This is a genomic window from Cupriavidus sp. 22TCCZM04-2 (genome assembly GCF_057798895.1).
In genome coordinates, this window is sequence record NZ_JBYOJS010000007.1 from 199,031 (window position 1) to 219,399 (window position 20,369).

The following is a 20,369-nucleotide window of genomic DNA, read 5'->3' on the forward strand; positions in this document are numbered from 1 at the left end:
GCGACACCAAGGCCGGTGGCGCAACTGGCTGTGCTGGCATCGCACATCACGAAGTGTTGGCGTACGTGGCGCCGCAGCCCTTGAGCGGGAAACCACTGTTCGAGCCGTTTGCGCAATTAACCGACAGGAATTTCCCCCATACCTTGAATCGACCTGCGGTCGCATCGGCCTGCAGGAAAGGGGCGGCGGCCAAGCCGGTCAGCTGGCCAGCGCGTCCGGGTCGATGCCCAGCTGGCTGGCCATGTGCTCGACCAGGGCTTCCAGCCGCTGGACGCGATTGGAAAGCTCGCGCTGCTCGGCGCGCAGCCGTTCGAGTTCGGACGGCGCCACCGATTCCTCGGCCGTGGCTGGCCCGCTCGGGGCCAGGCTCTCCGCGCTGACTTCGCCACCGAGCAGGTGCATCCAGCGATGCTCGCGCTCGCCCGGTGCGCGCGCCAGCTTCACGACATAGGGCGGTTCGTGTTCGGCCAGCTCGTCAAGGAAGGCTTCGACCGACGAGATATCCGCGAAGGAATGCAGTCGCACCGTGTTCAGGCGCAGCTCCGCCGCCGTCTGCGCACCGCGCAGGAGCAGCATGGCGAGCAGCGCGGCCGATTGCGACGGCACGCCCAGCACGCGGCCCATATTGTGTTCAAAGCGCGGCACGCGGCTGCTGCTGCCTTCAAACACCAGGCTCAGTCCTTTCAGGCCGTCGATGGCGACCACCACTTCCGCTTCCGTGACGTTCATGACCGGCGCACGCGCCGTCTTCTGGTTGCAGCCCGCGGTCAGCGCATTGAGCGAGAGCGGATAGGTGTCTGGCACGGTGTGCTGCTTTTCCAGCAGGACGCCGAGTACGCGCCCTTCGATCGGGGTCAGGGTCCGTATCGGCTGGCGGGAAGGAGTTTCGGGCGTGGCGCTCATCAGGGGTCCGTGTCGTAGTGCGGTGGGCCGAAGCCGGCAAGGCGGACATTCAAGCGCAAGCTGGCGGAATGCGCAACTCCCGGCGGCCCCGAGGCGGCTCGCTCGCGCCCTCGCGCTCGCTTTCGCGCTGCTGCGGACTACTATCGATGAGGCGCGAGGGTCGGCCGCGCCTGCTGCAGGCGCAAGCCGACAAATCCAGGGATGACCGGGGGCAAGCATGGCGCAGGCGGAACTGACGGCGGGCGTTGAAGGGGCGGGCACCGAGGCGGCAGCCGGCCTCGACGCACCCTATTCGACGCTGGAATCGCGGCAGCACCAGATGTTCCCGACGCTCAGCGCCGAGGAAGTCGCTCGCATGCGCCATTTCGGCACCACGCAGCACTGGCACGCCGGCGAGCACCTGTTTTCGGTCGGGCAGGCCGGCCGCGGCATGTACGTGGTGGTCAGTGGCTGCATCCAGATCGTCCGCCGCGACGGCCTCGGGCGCGAAAACCTGATCACCGACCTCGGGCCGGGCATGTTCTCGGCCGAAGTCGGCACCCTGAGTGGCCGCCCGTCGCTGGTGGACGGCCGCGCACTGAACGATTCCGAGGGATTCGTCATTCCGCCCGACCGCCTGCGCGCGCTGCTGGTGGCGGAGGCCGAACTGGGCGAGCGCATCATGCGCGCGCTGATCCTGCGCCGCGTCGGGCTGATCGAATCCGGCAGCGGTCCGGTGCTGGTCGGGCACGGCACGGAGCCATTGCTGCTGGCGCTGCAGGCGTTCCTGCGCCGCAACGGGCATCCGTACACGGTGATCGACATGGACACCGAGCGCGATTGCACCTGCCTGAGCGAGTTCGCGAACGCGCCGGCGTCGGACTTTCCGCTCGTGATCTGCCCGGACGGCCGCGTGTTACGCGCACCCGACGAAGGCCAGCTGGCTTCTTGCCTTGGCCTGCTGCCTGAATTCGACCCGGCGCACGTCTATGACGTGGTGGTGGTGGGCGCGGGTCCGGCCGGCCTGGCCACGGCCGTGTATGCCGCGTCCGAAGGCCTGTCGGTCGCCGTGATCGATTGCCGCTCGCCGGGCGGCCAGGCCGGTGCCAGCGCGCGCATCGAGAACTACCTTGGCTTTCCCACCGGCATTTCCGGCCAGGCGCTGGCCGGGCGCGCATTCGTGCAGGCGCTCAAGTTCGGCGCCCACATTGCCATTCCGCTCGAGGTCAAGGCCCTGCATTGCGGTTCGGACCCGATCCGGCTGGAGCTGGCCGATGGCCGCATGATCCCGACGCACACGGTGGTCATCGCCACCGGCGCCCAATACCGCCGGCCGGCGATTGCCGCGCTCGAGCGCTTCGAGGGATGCGGCGTGTACTACTGGGCCTCCCCCGTGGAGGCCAAGCTGTGCAAGAACGAGCCGGTGATGCTCGTGGGCGGCGGCAACTCCGCCGGACAGGCCGCCGTGTACCTGGCGACGCATGCGGCACAAGTGCATATGCTGGTGCGCGGACAGGGGCTGGCTGCCACCATGTCGCGCTACCTGATCGACCGGATCGCCGGGCTGCCGAACGTACAACTCCACACCCATGCGGAAATCCGTGCGCTCAACGGGGACGGCTGGCTTTCCGACGTGCGCTATCACGCGCCCGCGGAAAGCGACGCCCTGGTGTCGCTGCCGGTGCGCCACCTGTTCCTGTTCATCGGTGCCGATCCCAATGCGTCGTGGTTGCGTACCTGCAATGTGGAGACCGACGACAAGGGCTTCGTGCGCACGGGCGGGGGCGCGCTGGGCTGCGCGTCGGCGGTGCCGTATCCCTTGCAGACCAGCGTGCCAGGCGTATTCGCGATCGGTGACGTGCGTTCGGGGTCGACCAAGCGTGTCGCCGCGGCGGTAGGCGAGGGCGCGGCCGTGGTCGCGCAGATCCACAGCTATCTCGCCGGATTGCCGGCCACACAGGCCGCCTGATCTGCGGCCCGGACGAGGGGATTCCGCCGGCTACTCTTCCTCCATCTGTCCGAAGTGCTCGGCCAGGTGGTCGATCAGCATTCTGACCGCCGGCAGCAGACCGCGCCGCGAGGCAAAGACGGCATGCAGAATCTCGCGCCGCGGCGCCCACCCTGGCAGGACCTTCACCAGCGAGCCGTCGCCGAGCTGGTCGCGCACCATCATCACCGGCAGCTGGCAGACCCCGACGCCCGCGACGGCCGCATTGCGCACGGCCACCATGTCGCCGGTGACATAGCGCGGGCGGTGATGGATGTTGGCCTGCTCCCCGTCGGGGCCGAACAGCCGCCAGGCGTGGTCCGCCTGTGGCGTGCCGATGGCCAGGCTCGGCCAGTCATGGAGCGCGGCGGGAAACTGCGGCATGCCGAGTGCCTGCACCAGCGACGGACTGGCGACCAGGCACTGGCTGCGCTCCGCCAGCGGGCGGATGACCAGGTCGCTGTCTTCGAGCGGTGGCGGTCGCACGCGGATGGCGACATCGATGGCTTCCGCCACCGGATCGACGCGCCGGTTGGTGGCCTCCAGATGGATGGTCACCTGCGGATGCCGCGCCATGAACTCGCCCAGCATCGTTCCCACATGGGCCTGCAGCAGCGCGACCGGGCAAGTCACGCGGACCGTGCCGCGCGGCTCGGCACGCGTGAGTTCAATGGCTTCCTGCGCGGCCTCCGCCTGCACCAGCATGGCCTTGCAGTGCTCATAGTAGATGCGCCCGATCTCCGTTACGGCGAAACGGCGCGTCGAGCGCTGGATCAGGCGCACGCCAAGTCGTTCCTCCAGCATCGCCATGCGGCGGCTGAGGCGGGATTTCGGCATGCCCAGCGCGCGGCCGGCGGGCGCGAAGCCGCCATGGTCGACGGCCTGCACATAGAGGTAGAGATCGTTCAGGTCTTGCAAACCGTGTCCTCATCGTTCATGAAACAGGACTCTGATGCGCGCATTTGCCATCTAGAGGCGAATTCGTCCCAATACTATGCTTGGACTGTCGTATCGAGCAACAGAGGTCCACCATCATGGGGCGCCGCCAAGGCGGGCGGCCTCGGCGGACCTGCGAGGGGACATTGATGTCATTGCGAACCGAAGATATCCAGGCCTATCTCCATGTGGTCGAGCTTGGCGGCATCAGCGCCGCGGCACGGCGCATGGGTTTGTCCAAATCCGTGGTCAGCAAGCGCATCAGCGACCTGGAGCGCGAGCTGGGGGTATCGCTGCTGCAGCGCTCCACGCGCAGCATCCGGCCGTCGGAGAGCGGCCGCTATTTCTACGAGCAGGCGCGCGCCGCGCTGAGCCAGCTCGACCATGCGGCGCAGGCGGTCCCGGACGCCGCGCGCGAGCTGTGTGGGGAATTACGCGTGCTGGCGCCGATGACCTTCGGCACGCGCTGGCTGTCGCCGCTGATCGCGGCCTTTGCGCGCGACCATCCACGCCTGAACCTGATTCTCGAACTCGACGGCAAGCTCGCCGATGTGGGCCACGAGCGCTACGACATGGCCATCCGCATCACGCGTCTCGGCGAAAGTTCGCTGATCGCGCGCCAGCTCGCGGTCAGCCGGCGCGTGCTGTGCTGCAGCCCCGCATATGCCGAGCGCGCGGGCCTGCCGCGCATGCTCGACGATATCGTGCAGCACGCCTGCCTGGCCTACAGCAACTCACCGCCGGGGCAGGTGTGGGCCTTCGCCGATCCGTCGGCAAAGGCCGGCCTGCGCAGCACCACGCCGCGCGGCGTGTTCACCGCCAATAACGGCGAAGTGCTGCGCGACGCGGCGCTGGCCGGGCAGGGCCTGGCCGTGTTGCCACGCTTCATCGTCTGGGATGATCTGCGTGCCGGCCGCCTGGTGGAAGTGCTGCCGGAGCTGCCGCCCGTGGACGACGGCATCTTTGCCGTCTATCCGCGCAGTGGCTTCGGCTCGGTCAAGCTGCGCACGCTGGTGCAGTATCTCCAGGCCTCGCTGGCGCGGCCGCCGTGGGAAGACCCGGAATTTGCCGGGGCCGGGGCCGGGCCGCTCAGGCTGTTGCAAGGCGCCGCCGCCTGAGCCGCGCGGCGCGGCGGCACCAGCGGCCGCTCAGGCAAACAACGGATCGGGCTTCTCCGGATCGATCCCGTATTTTCCGATGGCCTCGCGCAGCACGCCGCGTTCCAGCTTGCCTTCGTCCGCCAGCGCCTTCAGGGCCGCCAGCGTGATCCAGCGGCGGTCCACCTCGAAGAAATCGCGCAGCTTCTCGCGCGTGTCCGAGCGCCCGTAGCCGTCGGTGCCCAGCACGGTATAGGCGCGCGGCACGAACGGGCGGATCTGCTCGGCCAGCATGCGCACGTAATCGGTCGCGGCAATCACCGGGCCCAGCGTTTCGGCCAGGCAACGCTCCACGTGCGATTGCCGCGGCGTTTCGTCCGGATGCAGCAGGTTCCAGCGCACCGCCGCATTGCCGTCGCGCGCCAGCTCGGTGAAGCTCGGGCAGCCCCACAGGTCCGCCTGCACGCCCCAGTCCTGCTCCAGCATGGCGGCCGCGCCGCGAAATTCCGATTCGAGTTCCTGGATGATCTTGCCGTTGCCGCGCACCGGTCCGTCCAGGCGCTGCCGGTTGCAGTTGATGACGAAGACCAGGTTGTCGAGTTGTTCGCGCCCGGCCATGCCGAGCGCGCCGCGCGACTCGGGCTCGTCCATCTCGCCGTCGCCGCAGAACACCCACAGCTTGCAGGCCCGGTCCGCATCGCGCGCGACCACGGCTCTGACGATGGCCTCGTGCTCGGCCGCCACGTCGCGGCCGACATGACCGGCTGGTATTGCCCCGCGCGCCGCTGCACCTACGGGGTCGGCAACCGCCGCTTGCTCCACCACGCTATCGGACTGGAGCAGCCTCAGTCCGACGGCGCAGCGCGGCCGTCCACGTGAGCCTGGATGGCCAGCCGGAATGTCGGGCTAGGCGGTTCTCGGCAGTACCGTCAGAACCCTGACGACAAAGGCATGGAACTCTGACATGTAATGACGCAGGAACTCTTCCGTCGAGGCATCGGTGACCTCTCCCGCCTCGGTGATCAGGCCGGGCCGGAACTGGATGTAGGCTTCCGGCGCGTTCATCTGCGGTGAATTGCAGAAACTCAGCAGGCCGCGCAGGTGCTGCTGCGCCACCGCGGTACCGATGGCTCCCGGGGACGTGCCAATGACGGCCGAGGGCTTGTGCGTGAATGAATTCTTCCCATACGGACGGCTGGCCCAGTCAATGGCGTTCTTGAGGCCACCGGGTATCGAGCGGTTGTACTCGGGCGTGATGAACAGCACCGCATCGACATCGGCGATGGCCTGCTTGAATGCCTTGGCCGCCGGGGGGAAGTTGTCGTCATAGTCGTAGCTGTAGAGCGGAAGCTCCTTGAACGAAATCTCGGCAAACTCCAACTCCGGCGGGGCCAGCTTGATCAGCGCCCTGGACAGCGTGCGATTGATGGAAGCCTTGGCCAGGCTTCCGATCAGGTAGCCGACTTTATAGGTTGCCATACGGACTCCTTTATTGGTGATTTGAACGACCGGCCCAAGAGAGAGTGCTTCGACCGCGGGTCCCAGGCTTCATCCATGGCACGAAGTGAAACCAACGCGTGCGACTTGTCCACAGGGAATCTCTGCTGCGGTGCTCTCTATGATAGGAGGCTTTGGGAACGTCGCGCACCGGGGCGATGTTCTTAGCCACGCATTCCTGGCCATTACCTTGCCCGTGCCGTCAGGGTCAGCCGCCGCTGCCTGATCCAGGCTCGGTGGGGCTATATGCTTGCGCGGGATAGATTGTCCGGACCGGCGTCGTCGTCGACTTCCTGGCAAGCAAGTAATACACGAAACCCGTGGCGATCAGTCCAACGAGCCACGAAATGTCCGCGCCTCCCAGCACGATGGTTAGCGGGCCCGTGTACAAATGCTGCGCCAGGAACGGAATCTGCACGGCCACGCCCACCGCGTAGCAGAACAGTGCCGGCCAGTTCCAGCGCCCATAGCGGCCGTCTGGGTCGTATAGCGCAGGAATGTCGATGCGTTCCTTTGAGATCAGGTAATAGTCGATGAGATTGATGGCACTCCACGGCGTGAACGCCATCAACAGCAGCAGGACGAAGTCGCGGAACGTTGCCAGAAAGTCTTTCGAGGCGAGAAGCGCGACGAGCACCGATGCCAGAACAAAGCTGAAGACGAACAGCGCGCGCACGACGCCGGTAACCCGCCGCGTGCCAGTGAATGCGGTGACCGTCGTCAGCATCGTCATGAAACCGCCATACGCGTTGAGCGTGTTGACGGCCAGCTTGCCCGTGACAATCACCGCGTAGAAGAGCAAGGCAACGGCGCCTCCTCCTGCCAGGTCGCCGATGAAGGACACTTGCGACTTGAGAAACGCCGCCCCCCAGGCCGCGGCAACCAGTGCGCCAATGGTCATCGACCATTGCGAGCCGAGCACACTGCCAAGCAGCGTACACCAGAACGTGCTGCTGATTTTTGTATTCTGCGGCAGGTATCTCGAGTAGTCGGCCACATAGGGTCCGAAGGTGAGTTGCCATCCCGCTCCCAAGCCGACGGCGAGCAGGAACGTCGGCGATTCGAACGGCTTTGCGCCAATCAGAGCCGGCACGTTGCCCGTGGCAAACAATCGTATGGCCAGGTACGTGAAGCCGATGGCGCCAACAATGCTGGAGATCCGCCCAAGTGTATGAATAAGCCTGTAACCCACGGTCGCGACCAGCATCGTGAGCGCACCGAAGATAAGGATGCCGACCGCGGGCGTGTCGGCCCCGACGATCTTGTTGATCGCCTGGCCGGACAGCACCGTCCCAGTGGCAGCGAACCCCAGATACATCAGGATGACGAGCACCAATGGCAGGCAGGCACCGTAGACGCCAAACTGGGCGCGGCTCGAAACCATCTGGGGAATGCCCATTCCGGGCCCCTGCGCCGAGTGCAGCGCCATGATGATTCCCCCGAACAGGTTGCCGATCAGGAGGCCAGCAATGGCCCAGAGCGGGTCGGCACCAAAGACGACGGCAAGCGCGCCATCAACGATCGCCGTAATTTGCAGATTGGCGCCGAACCATAGTGTGAACTGGCCGAACGGCGTCCCATGCCGTTCGTCGTGGGGAATGAACTCGATGGTCCGGCGCTCCATTTTTACTGCCATGCTGTCTCCTTGTGCCTTGCCGAGTCTGGCGATTCCGTCATGAAGGGGCACGCGGAAGCTAGTTCGGCCAGCGTATTTGCGCGACGTGCCTAATGCCCCGAGAGCCGCGCTTTTCTCATTGCATGCCTGCGTGGTCGCAACCTCCGCAGACTTGCAATTCATCTTGTTGACCCGCTAGACGGCCGATATAAGCGTCGGACCTGATGCAGCAGGTCAGAAAGCCCGTCGCGCAGCATTGGTCTCATGCTAGTACGGTGCGCGCGATGATGTTGCGCTGGATCTCGGACGAGCCCTCGTAGATGCGCAGGATGCGCGCATCGCGGACATAGCGCTCCAAAGGCAACTCGCGCGTGAAGCCGTAGCCGCCGTGGAGTTGCAGGGCGGTATCGGTAACGAAGCCCACCATTTCTGATGCGTGCAGCTTCGCCATGGCCGACTGCAGGGTGAAAGGTCTGCCAGCCTCGCGCAGCGCGAGTGCCTGCATCGTCAGACCCCATGAAGCCTCCAGCTGGAGCTTCATGTTGGCGAGCATCCACTGGATTCCCTGCTTTTGCGCAAGCGCTTCGCCCCCAATATGGCGGTCCTTGCTCCACTGGATGGAGGCGCAGAGCGCGGCCTCCGCGATGCCAAGGGACGTTGCCGCGACATCAAGACGGCTGTTATCCAGGACCATCATGGCAGTCTTGAAGCCGGTGCCTTCCTCTCCGAGGCGATAGGCTGCCGGGATGCGGACAGCTTCAAAAGATACCTCAAAGGCATGTGCGCCGCGGATGCCCATCAGCTTTTCCGGCGGGGACACCTGCAGACCCAATGTGTCGGTCGGCACGATAAATGCGCTGACACCCCTAGCACCCGCGTCGGGGTCCGTCCTGGCAAAGACCACCAGTACCTTTGCTTCGCCCGCGTTCGAAATGAAATGCTTCACGCCATCGATGACATAGTCGTCGCCATCGCGGACGGCTTTGGTGCGCAAGTCGGCCGGGTGAGATCCGCCGCGCGGTTCGGTCAGTGCAAAACCGGCAAGAGATACGCCCCGTGCGCAGTCCGGGAGCCACTGTTCGCGTTGGGCGTCGTTACCGCCAACGAGGATGGCATCCGTGCCAAGATAGTGGGCACCTATCATCGAGGACGTTGCAGCGCAGGCCTTGGAGATCGCTACGAGTGACAGCAGCATGGCTGTCGGCGAAACGCCGGGGCCGCCGAAGCGCTCTGGAATGTTCATACCCATCACGCCCAGGCTGGCGAGCCCGGGGACATGGCAGGTGGCTGAGCATGCCAGTTCGTCAATGTCTTGCGCGCGTGGTGCCAGTTGTTCCTGCGCGTAGCGGTCGATTGCGTCGGCCAGTGCCTGATCGTCGGCAGAGATGCCCAAACGTAGGGAAGTCATTTCAAATTTCCTTTGCAGTGGAATTCAGTGGCCCGAATGCGCCCGACGCCTGCAGTTGATCGAGCCGAGCGGCATCAAAGCCCAGTGAAGCCAGGACGTCCTGGGTGTGTTCTCCCAGCCGGGGGGCGCGTTCCGCGCGATTGGGCGCGGCGCCGCTGAATCGCACTGGCTGTGTTGGCAGTCGAAGCCCGGGCAATGCGTCATGCGCTACAGGCGTAAGCAGGCCGCGGGCGAGCGCCTGCGAAGACTCCAGCGCCTGCTCGATATTCCAGATCGGCGCGGCGGGCACGCCTGCTTGTTCGAGTCGCCGAATTACCTCGTCGGTGCCCAATCCAGTCGCCCATGTCTCGATGATTTCGCGCAACTCGGCTTCGTGCGCCGAGCGCGATTCGTCGCTGGCGAACCTTGGATCCTGAGTCAGGCCGGGTTGTCCCATCGTCTGGGCCAGCGTCAGGAAGAGCTTTTCGTTGAGCACCGCCAGCGCGAAATGGCCGTCAGCGGCACCATACACGCCGAACGGGGCTGACAGCGGGTGGCGATTCCCGACACGTCGAGCGGGGCGGCCGGTGAACAGATACCGGGCGACCGACGTGGCCAGAAATGAAAGCGTCGTGTCGAACATGGCCACGTCGACGTGTTGTCCCTCGCCGGTACGCCGCGCCTGTAGCAAGGCTGCGAGCATGCTCCAGGAGGCAAACAGGCCCGCGACCACGTCCGAAACGGCTTCCCCGACAAGGGTCGGCGGCCCTTCGGGGTCACCGGTTGCCTCCATCAGTCCGCTCATGGCCTGCACCACGATGTCGTAGGCAGGCCGATGGGCAAAGGGGCCGGTATGGCCGAAACCGGAGATGCTCACGTAGACGAGCGCCGGGTTGATGCCGCGCAGCACAGCGGGTCCGATCCCAAGCCGATCCGCAACGCCGGGGCGAAAGTTCTCGATGACCACATCGGCGCGAGCGGCCAGATCCCGGACAACCTGTATGGCCTGGGAGGTCTTCAGATCCAGCACCAGGCTCTTCTTGCCGCGGTTCATGACCGTGAAGAGCGCGCTCTCCCCGTTTTTCATCGGGCCGATCGTGCGATAGTCGTCCCCTTGTGGCGGTTCGATCTTGATGACTTCAGCGCCCAGATCGGCCAGCAGGGCCGTGGCTATCGGCCCGGCCAGGACCCGGGTGAAGTCAAGGATACGCAGTCCGTCAAGCGGCCGTGAAGCGGGTGTGGTGGTCAAAATGGCTCCTCGCAGGTGGCAATGTTTCACTCATGCTCGGGCAATTCTGAATAAAATAAAAATATTCTTTTATGATCCGCTGCATTCTAAAAAATGATCCATCTGAGCCTGAGGCAGCTTGAGTACTTCGTCGCGGCGGCGCGATACGGCGGCGCAGCCCGCGCGGCCGAATCGCTCAATGTTTCGCAGCCTTCCGTCTCCAAGGCAATTGCCGAGCTGGAAGCCTTGTGGGGAGAGTCGCTTTTCGTCCGCCTGCATGCGCGGGGACTGGCGCTAACGGCTGCCGGTGCTATCCGACATCGTGAGGCCCACGCGCTGCTGATGCAGGCGATGGCACTTGAGGGGCCGCGGGCCATCGATATGGCTGGCTTGCTGCGCGTGGGATGCCTGAGCACGCTGGCGCCACGCTGGTTGCCCGGCATCCTGTCGCAGCTGCGGCTGGCGCATCCACGTATCGAAGTACAGCTGCACGAAGGGGACTCGGAAGAACTTACGCGCATGCTGGAGCGGGGCGCTATCGATGTCGCCCTGCTGTATGACCTGGGTCTTGCGCGCGCAGGTGTCACGCTGGAGCCCGTCGTGAACCTCAGGCCTTATGCCTTGCTGCCATGGCGCCACCGCCTTGCGGCCAACTCACGCCTCACGCTCTCGGTTTTGGGCCGCGAACCATTGGTCCTCATCAATCTGCCGCACAGTCGGGAGTACTTTCTGTCGCTGTTCCGCGATGCCGGTGTGACGCCGGTGATTGCGTACGAGGCGTCGTCTCTTGAGTTGGTACGGTCGCTGGTCGCCAACGGTCTTGGAGTTTCCCTGCTGACCACGCGGCCCACTCATGATCGCACTCAGGATGGCCGTCGGCTGGTCTGCCGTCCGCTACGAGAGGCGGTGGCCACCCAGGCCGTGGCGATCGCATATCCGGCCGAGAAGAGCTTTCGCACCGTACTGGCCGAGCCCTTTGCTGCTATCGTGCGCAAGGTCTTCAGGCCGGAAATGAACGACGCGTGAGATGGGGAGCCGGACTGCAGGAATGCGTTTCTGCGGCCTGTACGAGCCTGCCGCAAAACAGGGTGGCGTTGGCCATGCCAGAGCGCTTGGCACCCCCAAGCTTGGTCGTAAGGCATCGGAGACGCTGCCGGGGACAATCCCCGGCGGCGCTCTGCCATGTCATGGCACGAAGATCTTTCGAATCGTCCCGGCTCAACCGTCACGCGGCAACGGTCGGCCCGATCTCGATGCCCATCCCGGCCAGGACTTCGGCGATGGCCTTCACCGCACCGGGGATGCCGGCGTCTCCGAAATGGCCGATGCACCCTACGCGGAAGGTTTCGATCTCGGTCAGCTTGCCCGGATACAGGATGTAGCCGCGCTGCTTGACGGCCTCATAGAAGGTCTTGAAGTCGTAGCGGGGGTCGGTCGGCGCATGGAATGTGACGATGATCGGTGACTGCACCTCGCGCTCCAGATAGGGCTTCAGGCCAAGCGCCTCCATGCCGTCCACCAGCAACTGGCAGTTGCGGGCGTAACGCGCGCCGCGCGCCGGGAGCCCGCCTTCTTCGACATATTGCTGGAGCGCCTGGTCAAGCGCCGCGACCACGTGCGTCGGCGGCGTGAAGCGCCACTGCGTGGTTCTTTCCATGTATTTCCACTGATCATAGAGGTCGAGCGACAGGGAGTGGCTGTTGCCTTCGCAGCATTCCAGCGCGCTGCGGCGGGCGATGACGAAGCCCATGCCCGGCACCCCCTCCAGGCATTTACCGGAGGCGGCAATGACGGCGTCAAACGGGGTGGTGCGCGCGTCGATATCGATCGCGCCGAACGAGCTCATCGCATCGACGATCAATCCGCGCCCGTGCTTTGCCACGACCTGGGCGATTTCATCGAGCGGGTTGAGCACGCCGGTGCCGGTCTCGCAGTGCACGACCGCGACGTGGGTGATGGAGCGGTCCGCGGCCAGCAGGCGGTCGATGTCCGCGGCCCGCATGGGGCGGTCCTCGGCATACTCGATGGTGGACAGGCGCCGGCCAAGCGTCTTGCATATCCTGGCGATGCGCAGGCAGTAGGCGCCATTCACGGGCACGAGCACATGGCCGTCGCGCGGCACCAGCGTGCCGATGGCGGCCTCCACGGAAAACGTTCCGCTACCTTGCATGGGTACGCATTCGTGCGTGCCGTCGCCGTGGACGATGGCCAGCACCCGCTGGCGAATGCGGGCGGTAATGGCGTTGAAGTCAGAGTCCCACGAGCCCCAGTCACGCAGCATGGCAGCGCGGGTACGGTCCGAGGTGGTGAGGGGGCCGGGAGTGAGCAGAATAGGGCAGGTCGAAGCGGTCACGGGTGTCTCCTGACGTTGGGTTTCAGGCGGTCGGTCTGTGGGCATACTGGTAGGTCGGATGGGAGCGCTCAGTGGCGGGCCAGCTCGCGCCAGCCCTGCGTGCGTCGCAGCAGCACGCGGGTGCACAGGGCATAGATCAGGCAGATAGCGGTGGAGGTCAGCACGATCAGGCTGGCAAGGGCTGCTGCGGGACCGATGTCGCCGGCATCGTCCATATGCATGATGGCAACGGAGGCAAGGATGGTTTCAGGCGTGTAGAGGAAGATCACGCAGGACAGCGTGGCCATCGACACCACGAAGTAATACCGGGCGATATCGAGCACCGCCGGCAGGCATACCGGCAGCGTGACACGCAGGAAGGTGCGCCATTGCGGGACCTTGAGCGAAGCCGATACCGCTTCGAATTCATCATCGATCTGCTTGAGCGCGGTAATGGCTGTCAGGTGGCTGGATGTGTAGTAGTGAATGATGGTCGACTGCATCACCAGGGCCATCGTGTTGTAGAGGAAGTTGAGGGGGTTCGCGGGGTGGTTGAAGAAGATCACATAGCCCAGGCCAAGCACCAGTCCCGGCACGGCCATCGACAGCACCGCCAGGAAATGCATGACCGGCCGCATCAGCCCGAGATTGCGGGTCTTCTCGATCAGGTAGGCGCCGGTGAAGACAATGAGCGAGCCGGTCAGCGCCGTAGCGGTGGCAAGCACCAGGCTGTTCTTGTAGGCGCCTGCCATGTCGCTCTCGAACAGCACGATGCGGTAGTTCTGGAGGCTGAGCGTCAGGTCGTAGGGCCACAGCTTGATCAGCGAGGTATAGACGGCCATGCCCACCACTGCCAGCAACAGTGCGCAAACCAGCGTGCAGTAACTGCCCAGCAGTGCGTCGGCCCAGGCGTTGGGTTTGGGCACGTAGGGCACCGAGCGCGCGGTAAGCTGGGCGCGCAGCTTGCGGCGCACCACGGTATCGATCATGAAAGAGAGCACCGATGGCACCAGCAGCAGCACACCCACCACGGCACCCATCGAAAAATTCTGCTGGCCGATCACCTGCTTGAAGACGTCGATGGAAAGCACGTTGAAGTCGCCGCCGATCACCTTGGGTGCGCCGAAGTCGGAGATGACGTAGGTGAAGGTCACCGTCGCCGCGCTGATCAGGCCGTACTTGCAGGAGGGCAGGGTCACGGTAAAGAACTTGCGCCGGGTACTGGCACCGAGGGCGCTGGCAGCTTCGTAGAGGCGTCCGTCCGCCAGCGACAGCGCCGTGACCAGAATCATGAGCGCATGGGGAAAGGTGTTGTAGACCTCCGCGATGATGATGCCCCGCGCACCGTAGATCGATGCCCCGCCAAGCAGCGGCTTGAGCACGCCCTGGTTGCCGAACCACTGCACGAACGAGATGGCGGAAAGCAGCGACGGCGCCAGCAGCGGGATCAGTGCCACCAGCCGGAAGACCGCCTTCAGCGGCGCTGGCAGGGTGCTGCGTGTCAGGGCATAGGCGAAGATGAAAGCCAGGGGCACCGAGATGCCGACCACGCTGGCTGCCAACACCACCGAGTTGCGTGCCGACTGCATCAGCGACGGTGTCCTGATGTAGGCAGCGAAGTGGGCGAGCCCGACAAAATGGCCGTCACGATCGAATACGGCATTGGCCAGGATGGCGCACATCGGTGCCAGCAGGAAGAAGAGCAGCGCCAGCAGCACGCAGGCCAGCACCGCACGGGCGATGATTTCGTCCCAGTTCCACCGTGCCAGCCGGCCCGCCTGGGTGGGTTCGGGCGTCTGAGGAAGCGCGATCTCTTTCATCGTTTTGCTCCGCTCGCGGCGAAGGCCTGGATGCGGCTCGCGCGCAGCGCGATGCGCAGGGGCTGGCCGGCCCGGATGCCGTGGTCGTGGAACTGGTCAAGTGTGAACTGAAGGCAGAGCGGCTGTCCCGCCAACTGCTCGCAGCTCACCTCGGCCATGCAGGTGTCGCCCAGGAACTCGACCTTTTCGATATTGACGGTCAGCTGGTTCGGTGTGTCGACTCCGAACTGGCCGATATGGCGGTCCTCGGGGCGAAGGTAGAGGTTGATTGCCGTGCCTGGCTCGAACTCGCGGCTGCAGCCCTCGCAAGTCAGCTCCAGCGTGCCCACGCGATAGCGCCGGTCACCCAGCGCAGTGCCGGCCAGCACGTTCACGCGTCCGACAAAGTCCGCCACAAAGGGCGTGGCCGGGCGTTCGTAGACCTCCAGCGGTGTGCCGACCTGCTCGATGACCCCGTGGTTCATGACCACGATCCGGTCGGCCATGGACAGTGCCTCTTCCTGGTCGTGCGTGACCATGATGGTGGTCACGCCCACCTGTTGCTGCAGGCGCCGGATCTCGCCGCGCAGGCGCACGCGTTCGAGGGCATCGAGCGCCGACAGCGGTTCGTCGAGCAGCAGCAGTCCGGGGCGGGTTGCCAGCGCCCGGGCCAGCGCGACGCGCTGCTGCTGGCCGCCGGAAAGCTGGCTGGGATACTTGCGGCCGGAGGCCGGCAGGCCTACCAGGTCGAGCAGTTCCTGCACCCGCTGCGCAATCTCGGTCCGATTGGTGCGACGGTTAGCGAGACCGTAGGCCACGTTATCGGCAATCGTCAGGTTGGGGAACAGGGCATACGACTGGAACACGATGCCATAGTCGCGCCGGGCGGGAGGCAGGGAGGAAATGTCGCGCCCGAGCTGGAGGATAGTGCCGGCGGTCTGCGTCTCCAGCCCGGCGATGATGCGCAGCAGCGTGGTCTTGCCGCACCCCGACGGCCCGAGGAAGCACAGCATCTCGCCCTGGTAGACGGTCAGGTCGATATGCCGCAGGGCGGTGAATGTTTCGAATTCCTTGCGCACGCCCAGGATCTCGAGGGCGGGCACGCGGCCGGCGCGCGTGGCGACGAACTTGGCGCTGGTCATTTCCATGTGTGTCCCCACAATGTGGTGATGACTACGGTGGTGGAAAAAGGGGCGCGCCAGGCGCCCGCGGACGAGGCTTACTTGGCTTCCGCCTTGCTGTCGTAGCGCTTGCTCCACTCGGCCAGGATGCGCGAACGATTCTTTGCCGCCCATTGGAAGTCGTTGCGGGCGAAGCGGCTCTCATAGTTCGGAGGAATGCCGTCCAATGGCTTGGCTACGCCGGGGTAGGCCACTACGGCCCACCAGTTGGCGCTGATCTGGTTTGCGTCTCGACTGGCCATCCAGTCGGCGAAGCGCTTTGCCTCCGGCAGCTTCCTGGTTGTCTTCATGATGCTGGTGGCTTCGATGTCCCAGCCCAGGCCCTCGGTCGGGAAGATCAGGTCGACCGGGGCCCCGGACTTGCGCACCTGGTGACCCCGGAATTCGAACGAGATGCCAATCGGGAATTCGCCCGTAGCCGCCTGCTTGCACGGCTTCGAACCGGAATGCACATACTGGGCGATATTCTCGTGCAGGCCGTCCATGTACTTCCAGCCATCGGCTTCTCCCCACATCTGCAGCCAGGCCGCCACATCGAGGTATCCGGTGCCGCTGGAAGCCGGATGCGGCATCGTGATGCGGCCCTTATAGACCGGCTTGGCCAGGTCCTTCCAGCTTTCCGGCTTGGGCAAGCCCAGCTTCTGCGCCTCTGCGCGGTTGAAGCAGATCGTGGCCGCCCAGACGTCCATGCCGACCCACTGCGGCGGCCGGGCGGTATCGGAATAGTTCGGGGTCAGCTGCTGGAAGCCCTTGGGCTCGTAGCCCTGCAGCATGCCTTCCTGTGACAGCAGCACGAGGCTGCTGGCGGCCAGTCCGGCAACCACGTCAGCCTGCGGATTGGCCTTTTCGGCCAGCAGGCGGGCGGTCACGATTCCGGTGGAATCGCGTACCCAGCGCACTTCGATATCCGGGTTGGCTTTCTCGAAACCGTCCTTGTAGAGCTTCATCGCGTCCGTTTCCAGCGCGGTATAGACCGTGAGCGTGGTCTTTTGCTGCGCGCAGGCGCTGCCCGCGTGAACTACCAGCGCGGAGGCGCAAAGCGCCATGGCGAGGGAAATCTTCATGCTCTGTCTCCTTCCTGTTAGCCAGATCTGTGTCTGCCCTGTTGCCTTCCGCAGTGTGCCGTAACACGCCCTACGGTAAGATGAAACCAATGTAGAACGTAGGATGATGACTGTCAACGTAAGATTGAAAACTGTTGACAATTTACAATGTGCAAACTTTAATGGAGCCATGGGAATGACCGACGCCATCCAATTGTTGCGTTCAAGCTCGCTGCCAATGCTGGTGCAGGAGGAGATCGAACGCCTGATCATGACCGGCGAATTGCCGCCGGGCACGCGCATCAACGAGAGCGACATCGCTGCCCGCTATGGCACGAGCCGGGGTCCGATTCGCGAAGCGCTGCGGGCGCTGGAGGAAGCCGGGCTGGTCCGCAACGAGAAAAACCGCGGGGTCTTCGTGCGCGAGATTTCGGTCGAGGAGGCCGATGAAATCTACGAACTGCGCGAGGCCCTGGAGGAAATCATCGGCAAGCGTGTGGCGCAGCGCATCAACGCCACGCTGGTGAGCGAACTGAAGCAGCTGGTGGGCGCCATGGAGGAGGTCGCCAACAAGAAGGAAGCGGCCGAGTACGCGTCGCTGAACCTGCGGTTCCATGAACTTCTGCTGGAACACGCGGGCAGCAACAAGCTGACCGAGACCTACCGCCGCCTGGTCAAGGAACTGCACCTGTTTCGCATGCAGGCGCTGACCCAGGGCGGCGGGCTCGATGTGTCCGCCGACGAACACCGCACGATCATGGACGCCATCGTTTCGGGCGATGCCCGGCGCGCCGGTGCCGCATTGCGCGCGCACGTGGCCGCCAGCCGTGTACGCATGCTCAAGGCGCACCGCAAGGTGCATCCGGGCAGTAACAAGGAACCATGAGCTGAGGCTCATCATCAAGGGGATTGGAAATGGGAACGACGAAGGCAGAAAGCATTGAAGTCAATGGCAGGACTTACCGCTGGATGAACCGCCCGGTGGTCGTGGTATGCGTGGACGGCTGCGCGCCGGAATACCTCCACGCCGCCACCGAAGCAGGCGTAGCGCCTTTCCTGCAGTCCGTCATGCAGCACGGGACGAGCCTGCTGGGCGACTGCGTGATTCCCTCATTCACCAACCCCAACAACCTGTCCATCGTCACTGGTGCACTGCCGTCGGTCCACGGCATCTGCGGCAATTACTTCTTCGATCGCGAACTGGGCGCCGAAGTGATGATGAACGATCCGAAGTACCTGCGCGCCGGCACTGTGCTGGCGGCCTTTGCGAACGCCGGGGCGAAAGTGGCAGTGGTCACCGCCAAGGACAAGCTGCGCAAGCTGCTCGGCCATGGCATGCGCGGCATTTGCTTTTCGTCGGAGAAGGCCGACCAGGTCACGCAGGAGGAAAACGGCATCACCGGTGTCGTGGAAATGGTGGGCATGCCAGTACCGTCGGTCTACAGTGCCGAGCTGTCCGAATTCGTCTTTGCCGCCGGCGTCAAACTCATGGAGCGCGAGCGGCCTGACCTGATGTATCTGTCCACCACGGACTACGTTCAGCACAAGGCGGCCCCGGGCAGCAAGGCCGCCAACGCGTTCTACCAGATGATGGACGGCTACCTGAGCCAGCTCGACGCGCTGGGCGCCACCATCGTGCTGACCGCCGACCACGGCATGAACGACAAGCACGGCGCGACCGGCGAGCCCAACGTCATCTACCTGCAGGACCAGCTTGACGGCTGGTACGGGGAGGGCGCGGCGCGCGTGATCCTGCCCATTACCGACCCCTATGTGGTCCACCACGGCGCATTGGGCTCGTTCGCCACCATCTATGCGCCGGACGCCGAGAGCGCCGCGCGCTGGATTCCGCGGATCGCGGACATCGAGGGCATGGACAGCGTGCTCACACGCCAGGAGGCCGCCGAGCGCTTCGGGCTGCCGCCCGACCGCATCGGCGACATCGTCGCGGTCTCGCGACGGAACGTGGTGATCGGCACATCGAAGTCCCGGCACGACCTGTCCGGCCTGGATGCGCCGCTGCGCTCCCATGGCGGGATGTCGGAGCAAGTCGTGCCGCTGCTGTGCAACCGTGTGATGGTCGGACTGAAGCCGGCCCGCCGCCTGCGCAACTTCGACGCTCTCGACCTCGCGTTGAATTACGCCGCCTGACGGCGCCTTCCCAGCATGCCTGCCTGCTGTCCCGACCCGCTCTTCGCGCAGTGGCGGGGGACATCAAGCCTGCCGACCGAGATCAAAAGGAGACAAAGATGAACATGCCTGCCACCCCCGGCATCCGCCATGAAGCGCTGCGCATTGCCGGCGAAAAGGTCTATCGCGATCGCGTGATCGACGTGACCTATCCTTACACCGGGGAAGTGATTGCCACGGTGCCGAAGGCCAACCTTGAAGACGTGCGCCGGGCCCTGCGCATCGCCCACCAGTACCGCTCGACCCTGACCCGCTACGAGCGCTATCGCATCCTGATGCGCGCCGGCGAAATCATCGCGCAGCGCAAGGAAGAGATCGCGACCCTGATCACGCTGGAATCGGGTCTGTCGCTCAAGGACACGCTCTACGAGGTCGGCCGCGCTTCGGACGTGCTGCTGTTCGCGGCCAACCAGGCGCTGGTTGACGACGGACAGGTCTTTTCGTGCGATCTCACGCCCCATGGCAAGAGCCGCAAGGTCTATACGCTCAAGGAACCGCTGCTGGGCGCCATCTCGGCCATCACGCCATTCAATCACCCTCTCAACCAGGTCATTCATAAAGTCGCGCCGGCGGTGGCTACCAATAACCGCATGGTCCTCAAGCCGAGCGAGAAGACGCCGCTGGCCGCGTTCGCGCTGGCCGATATCCTCTATGAGGCCGGCCTGCCGCCGCAGATGCTGTCGGTCGTCACCGGCGACCCCCGCGAGATCGCCGACGAACTGCTGACCAGCCAGTACGTGGATCTTGTCACCTTCACCGGCGGCGTGTCGATCGGCAAGTACATTGCTGGCAAGGCCGCCTACAAGCGCCAGGTGCTTGAGCTGGGCGGCAACGATCCGATTATCGTGATGGAGGACGCCGATCTGGAGGAAGCCGCCACGCTCGCTGCGGGCGGGTCGTACAAGAATTCCGGCCAGCGCTGCACGGCGGTGAAACGGATGCTGGTGCAGGAATCCGTGGCCGACCGCTTTGTCGAGTTGCTCGTGGCCAGGACGCAGGAAGTGAAGTATGGCGACCCGCTGGATCCCGCCATGGACATGGGCACGGTGATCGACGAGGCAGCAGCCATCCAGTTCGAGTCGGTGGTAAATGCAGCCATTGCCGGCGGCGCGGGGGGGGGGGGGGGGCCCCCCCCCCCCCGCCCCCCCCCCCCCCCCCCGGGGGGCGCCCCCCCGGGCCCCGCCAAGACCCACGG

At 64.9% G+C, this 20,369-nt stretch carries 16 protein-coding genes and 1 pseudogene; 6 read left to right on the plus strand and 11 right to left on the minus strand.

Features of this window, described 5'->3' with window-relative positions:
- Positions 1-198 precede the first annotated feature (198 nt).
- Positions 199-903, minus strand: coding sequence for a YceH family protein (locus tag AC3FKG_RS13425; RefSeq protein WP_483714014.1), 705 nt, complete (start codon positions 901-903; stop codon positions 199-201).
- A 217-nt stretch (positions 904-1,120) separates the two neighbouring features.
- On the opposite strand from AC3FKG_RS13425, the gene AC3FKG_RS13430 reads away from it, so the two are divergent.
- Positions 1,121-2,851, plus strand: coding sequence for an FAD-dependent oxidoreductase (locus AC3FKG_RS13430; protein ID WP_488743318.1), 1,731 nt, complete (start codon positions 1,121-1,123; stop codon positions 2,849-2,851).
- A 30-nt stretch (positions 2,852-2,881) separates the two neighbouring features.
- On the opposite strand, the gene AC3FKG_RS13435 is transcribed toward AC3FKG_RS13430, so the two are convergent.
- Positions 2,882-3,787: a LysR family transcriptional regulator gene (locus tag AC3FKG_RS13435; RefSeq protein WP_488743319.1), complete on the minus strand. Its 906-nt coding sequence runs from the start codon at positions 3,785-3,787 to the stop codon at positions 2,882-2,884.
- 167 nt (positions 3,788-3,954) lie between these two features.
- Here AC3FKG_RS13435 and AC3FKG_RS13440 point away from each other — a divergent pair, with 167 nt between their 5' ends.
- Positions 3,955-4,923, plus strand: coding sequence for a LysR family transcriptional regulator (locus AC3FKG_RS13440; protein ID WP_488743320.1), 969 nt, complete (start codon positions 3,955-3,957; stop codon positions 4,921-4,923).
- A gap of 30 nt (positions 4,924-4,953) precedes the next feature.
- On the opposite strand, the pseudogene AC3FKG_RS13445 reads toward AC3FKG_RS13440, so the two are convergent.
- The 5 genes and pseudogenes from AC3FKG_RS13445 to AC3FKG_RS13465 all read right to left on the minus strand — a co-directional run.
- Positions 4,954-5,484: pseudogene (locus AC3FKG_RS13445) on the minus strand (transketolase-like TK C-terminal-containing protein); the annotation flags it as partial.
- A gap of 324 nt (positions 5,485-5,808) precedes the next feature.
- Positions 5,809-6,381, minus strand: coding sequence for an NADPH-dependent FMN reductase (locus AC3FKG_RS13450; protein ID WP_483714019.1), 573 nt, complete (start codon positions 6,379-6,381; stop codon positions 5,809-5,811).
- 226 nt (positions 6,382-6,607) lie between these two features.
- The gene (locus tag AC3FKG_RS13455; protein WP_483714020.1) at positions 6,608-8,035 is read right to left on the minus strand and encodes a purine-cytosine permease family protein; all 1,428 of its coding nucleotides are present in this window, start codon (positions 8,033-8,035) and stop codon (positions 6,608-6,610) included.
- A 241-nt stretch (positions 8,036-8,276) separates the two neighbouring features.
- Entirely contained in the window at positions 8,277-9,422 is a 1,146-nt protein-coding gene (locus AC3FKG_RS13460; RefSeq protein WP_483714022.1) for an acyl-CoA dehydrogenase family protein, read from the minus strand.
- Between the two features lies 1 nt (position 9,423).
- A complete protein-coding gene (locus AC3FKG_RS13465; protein ID WP_483714023.1) occupies positions 9,424-10,650 on the minus strand; it encodes a CaiB/BaiF CoA transferase family protein in 1,227 nt (408 codons plus the stop codon).
- A gap of 93 nt (positions 10,651-10,743) precedes the next feature.
- On the opposite strand from AC3FKG_RS13465, the gene AC3FKG_RS13470 reads away from it, so the two are divergent.
- Positions 10,744-11,655 carry a LysR substrate-binding domain-containing protein gene (locus AC3FKG_RS13470; RefSeq protein ID WP_483714024.1) on the plus strand — a complete coding sequence of 304 codons (912 nt, stop codon included), beginning with the start codon at positions 10,744-10,746 and terminating at the stop codon, positions 11,653-11,655.
- Positions 11,656-11,854: 199 nt separating this feature from the next.
- On the opposite strand, the gene AC3FKG_RS13475 is transcribed toward AC3FKG_RS13470, so the two are convergent.
- The 4 genes from AC3FKG_RS13475 to AC3FKG_RS13490 all read right to left on the minus strand — a co-directional run bounded on the left by AC3FKG_RS13475 (position 11,855) and on the right by AC3FKG_RS13490 (position 17,005).
- Complete coding sequence (locus tag AC3FKG_RS13475; protein ID WP_488743321.1) at positions 11,855-12,982, minus strand: 2-aminoethylphosphonate--pyruvate transaminase; 1,128 nt, start codon at positions 12,980-12,982, stop codon at positions 11,855-11,857.
- Positions 12,983-13,050: 68 nt separating this feature from the next.
- Positions 13,051-14,781 carry a putative 2-aminoethylphosphonate ABC transporter permease subunit gene (locus AC3FKG_RS13480; protein WP_483714026.1) on the minus strand — a complete coding sequence of 577 codons (1,731 nt, stop codon included), beginning with the start codon at positions 14,779-14,781 and terminating at the stop codon, positions 13,051-13,053.
- Complete coding sequence (locus tag AC3FKG_RS13485) at positions 14,778-15,908, minus strand: putative 2-aminoethylphosphonate ABC transporter ATP-binding protein (RefSeq protein ID WP_483714027.1); 1,131 nt, start codon at positions 15,906-15,908, stop codon at positions 14,778-14,780. Before AC3FKG_RS13485 ends, AC3FKG_RS13480 begins: the two co-directional genes overlap by 4 nt.
- Positions 15,909-15,979: 71 nt before the next feature.
- Positions 15,980-17,005, minus strand: a complete 1,026-nt coding sequence (locus AC3FKG_RS13490) for a putative 2-aminoethylphosphonate ABC transporter substrate-binding protein (RefSeq protein ID WP_488743322.1) — start codon at positions 17,003-17,005, stop codon at positions 15,980-15,982.
- Between the two features lie 175 nt (positions 17,006-17,180).
- Between AC3FKG_RS13490 and AC3FKG_RS13495 the strand changes: the two genes are divergently transcribed.
- The 3 genes from AC3FKG_RS13495 to AC3FKG_RS13505 all read left to right on the plus strand — a co-directional run.
- Positions 17,181-17,870, plus strand: coding sequence for a phosphonate utilization associated transcriptional regulator (locus AC3FKG_RS13495; protein WP_483714028.1), 690 nt, complete (start codon positions 17,181-17,183; stop codon positions 17,868-17,870).
- Positions 17,871-17,899: 29 nt separating this feature from the next.
- Positions 17,900-19,135: a phosphonoacetate hydrolase gene (gene phnA, locus AC3FKG_RS13500; RefSeq protein ID WP_483714029.1), complete on the plus strand. Its 1,236-nt coding sequence runs from the start codon at positions 17,900-17,902 to the stop codon at positions 19,133-19,135.
- A 98-nt stretch (positions 19,136-19,233) separates the two neighbouring features.
- Positions 19,234-20,369, plus strand: a 1,136-nt coding sequence (locus tag AC3FKG_RS13505) for an aldehyde dehydrogenase family protein (RefSeq protein ID WP_488743323.1), incomplete at its 3' end; no start/stop codon positions are given.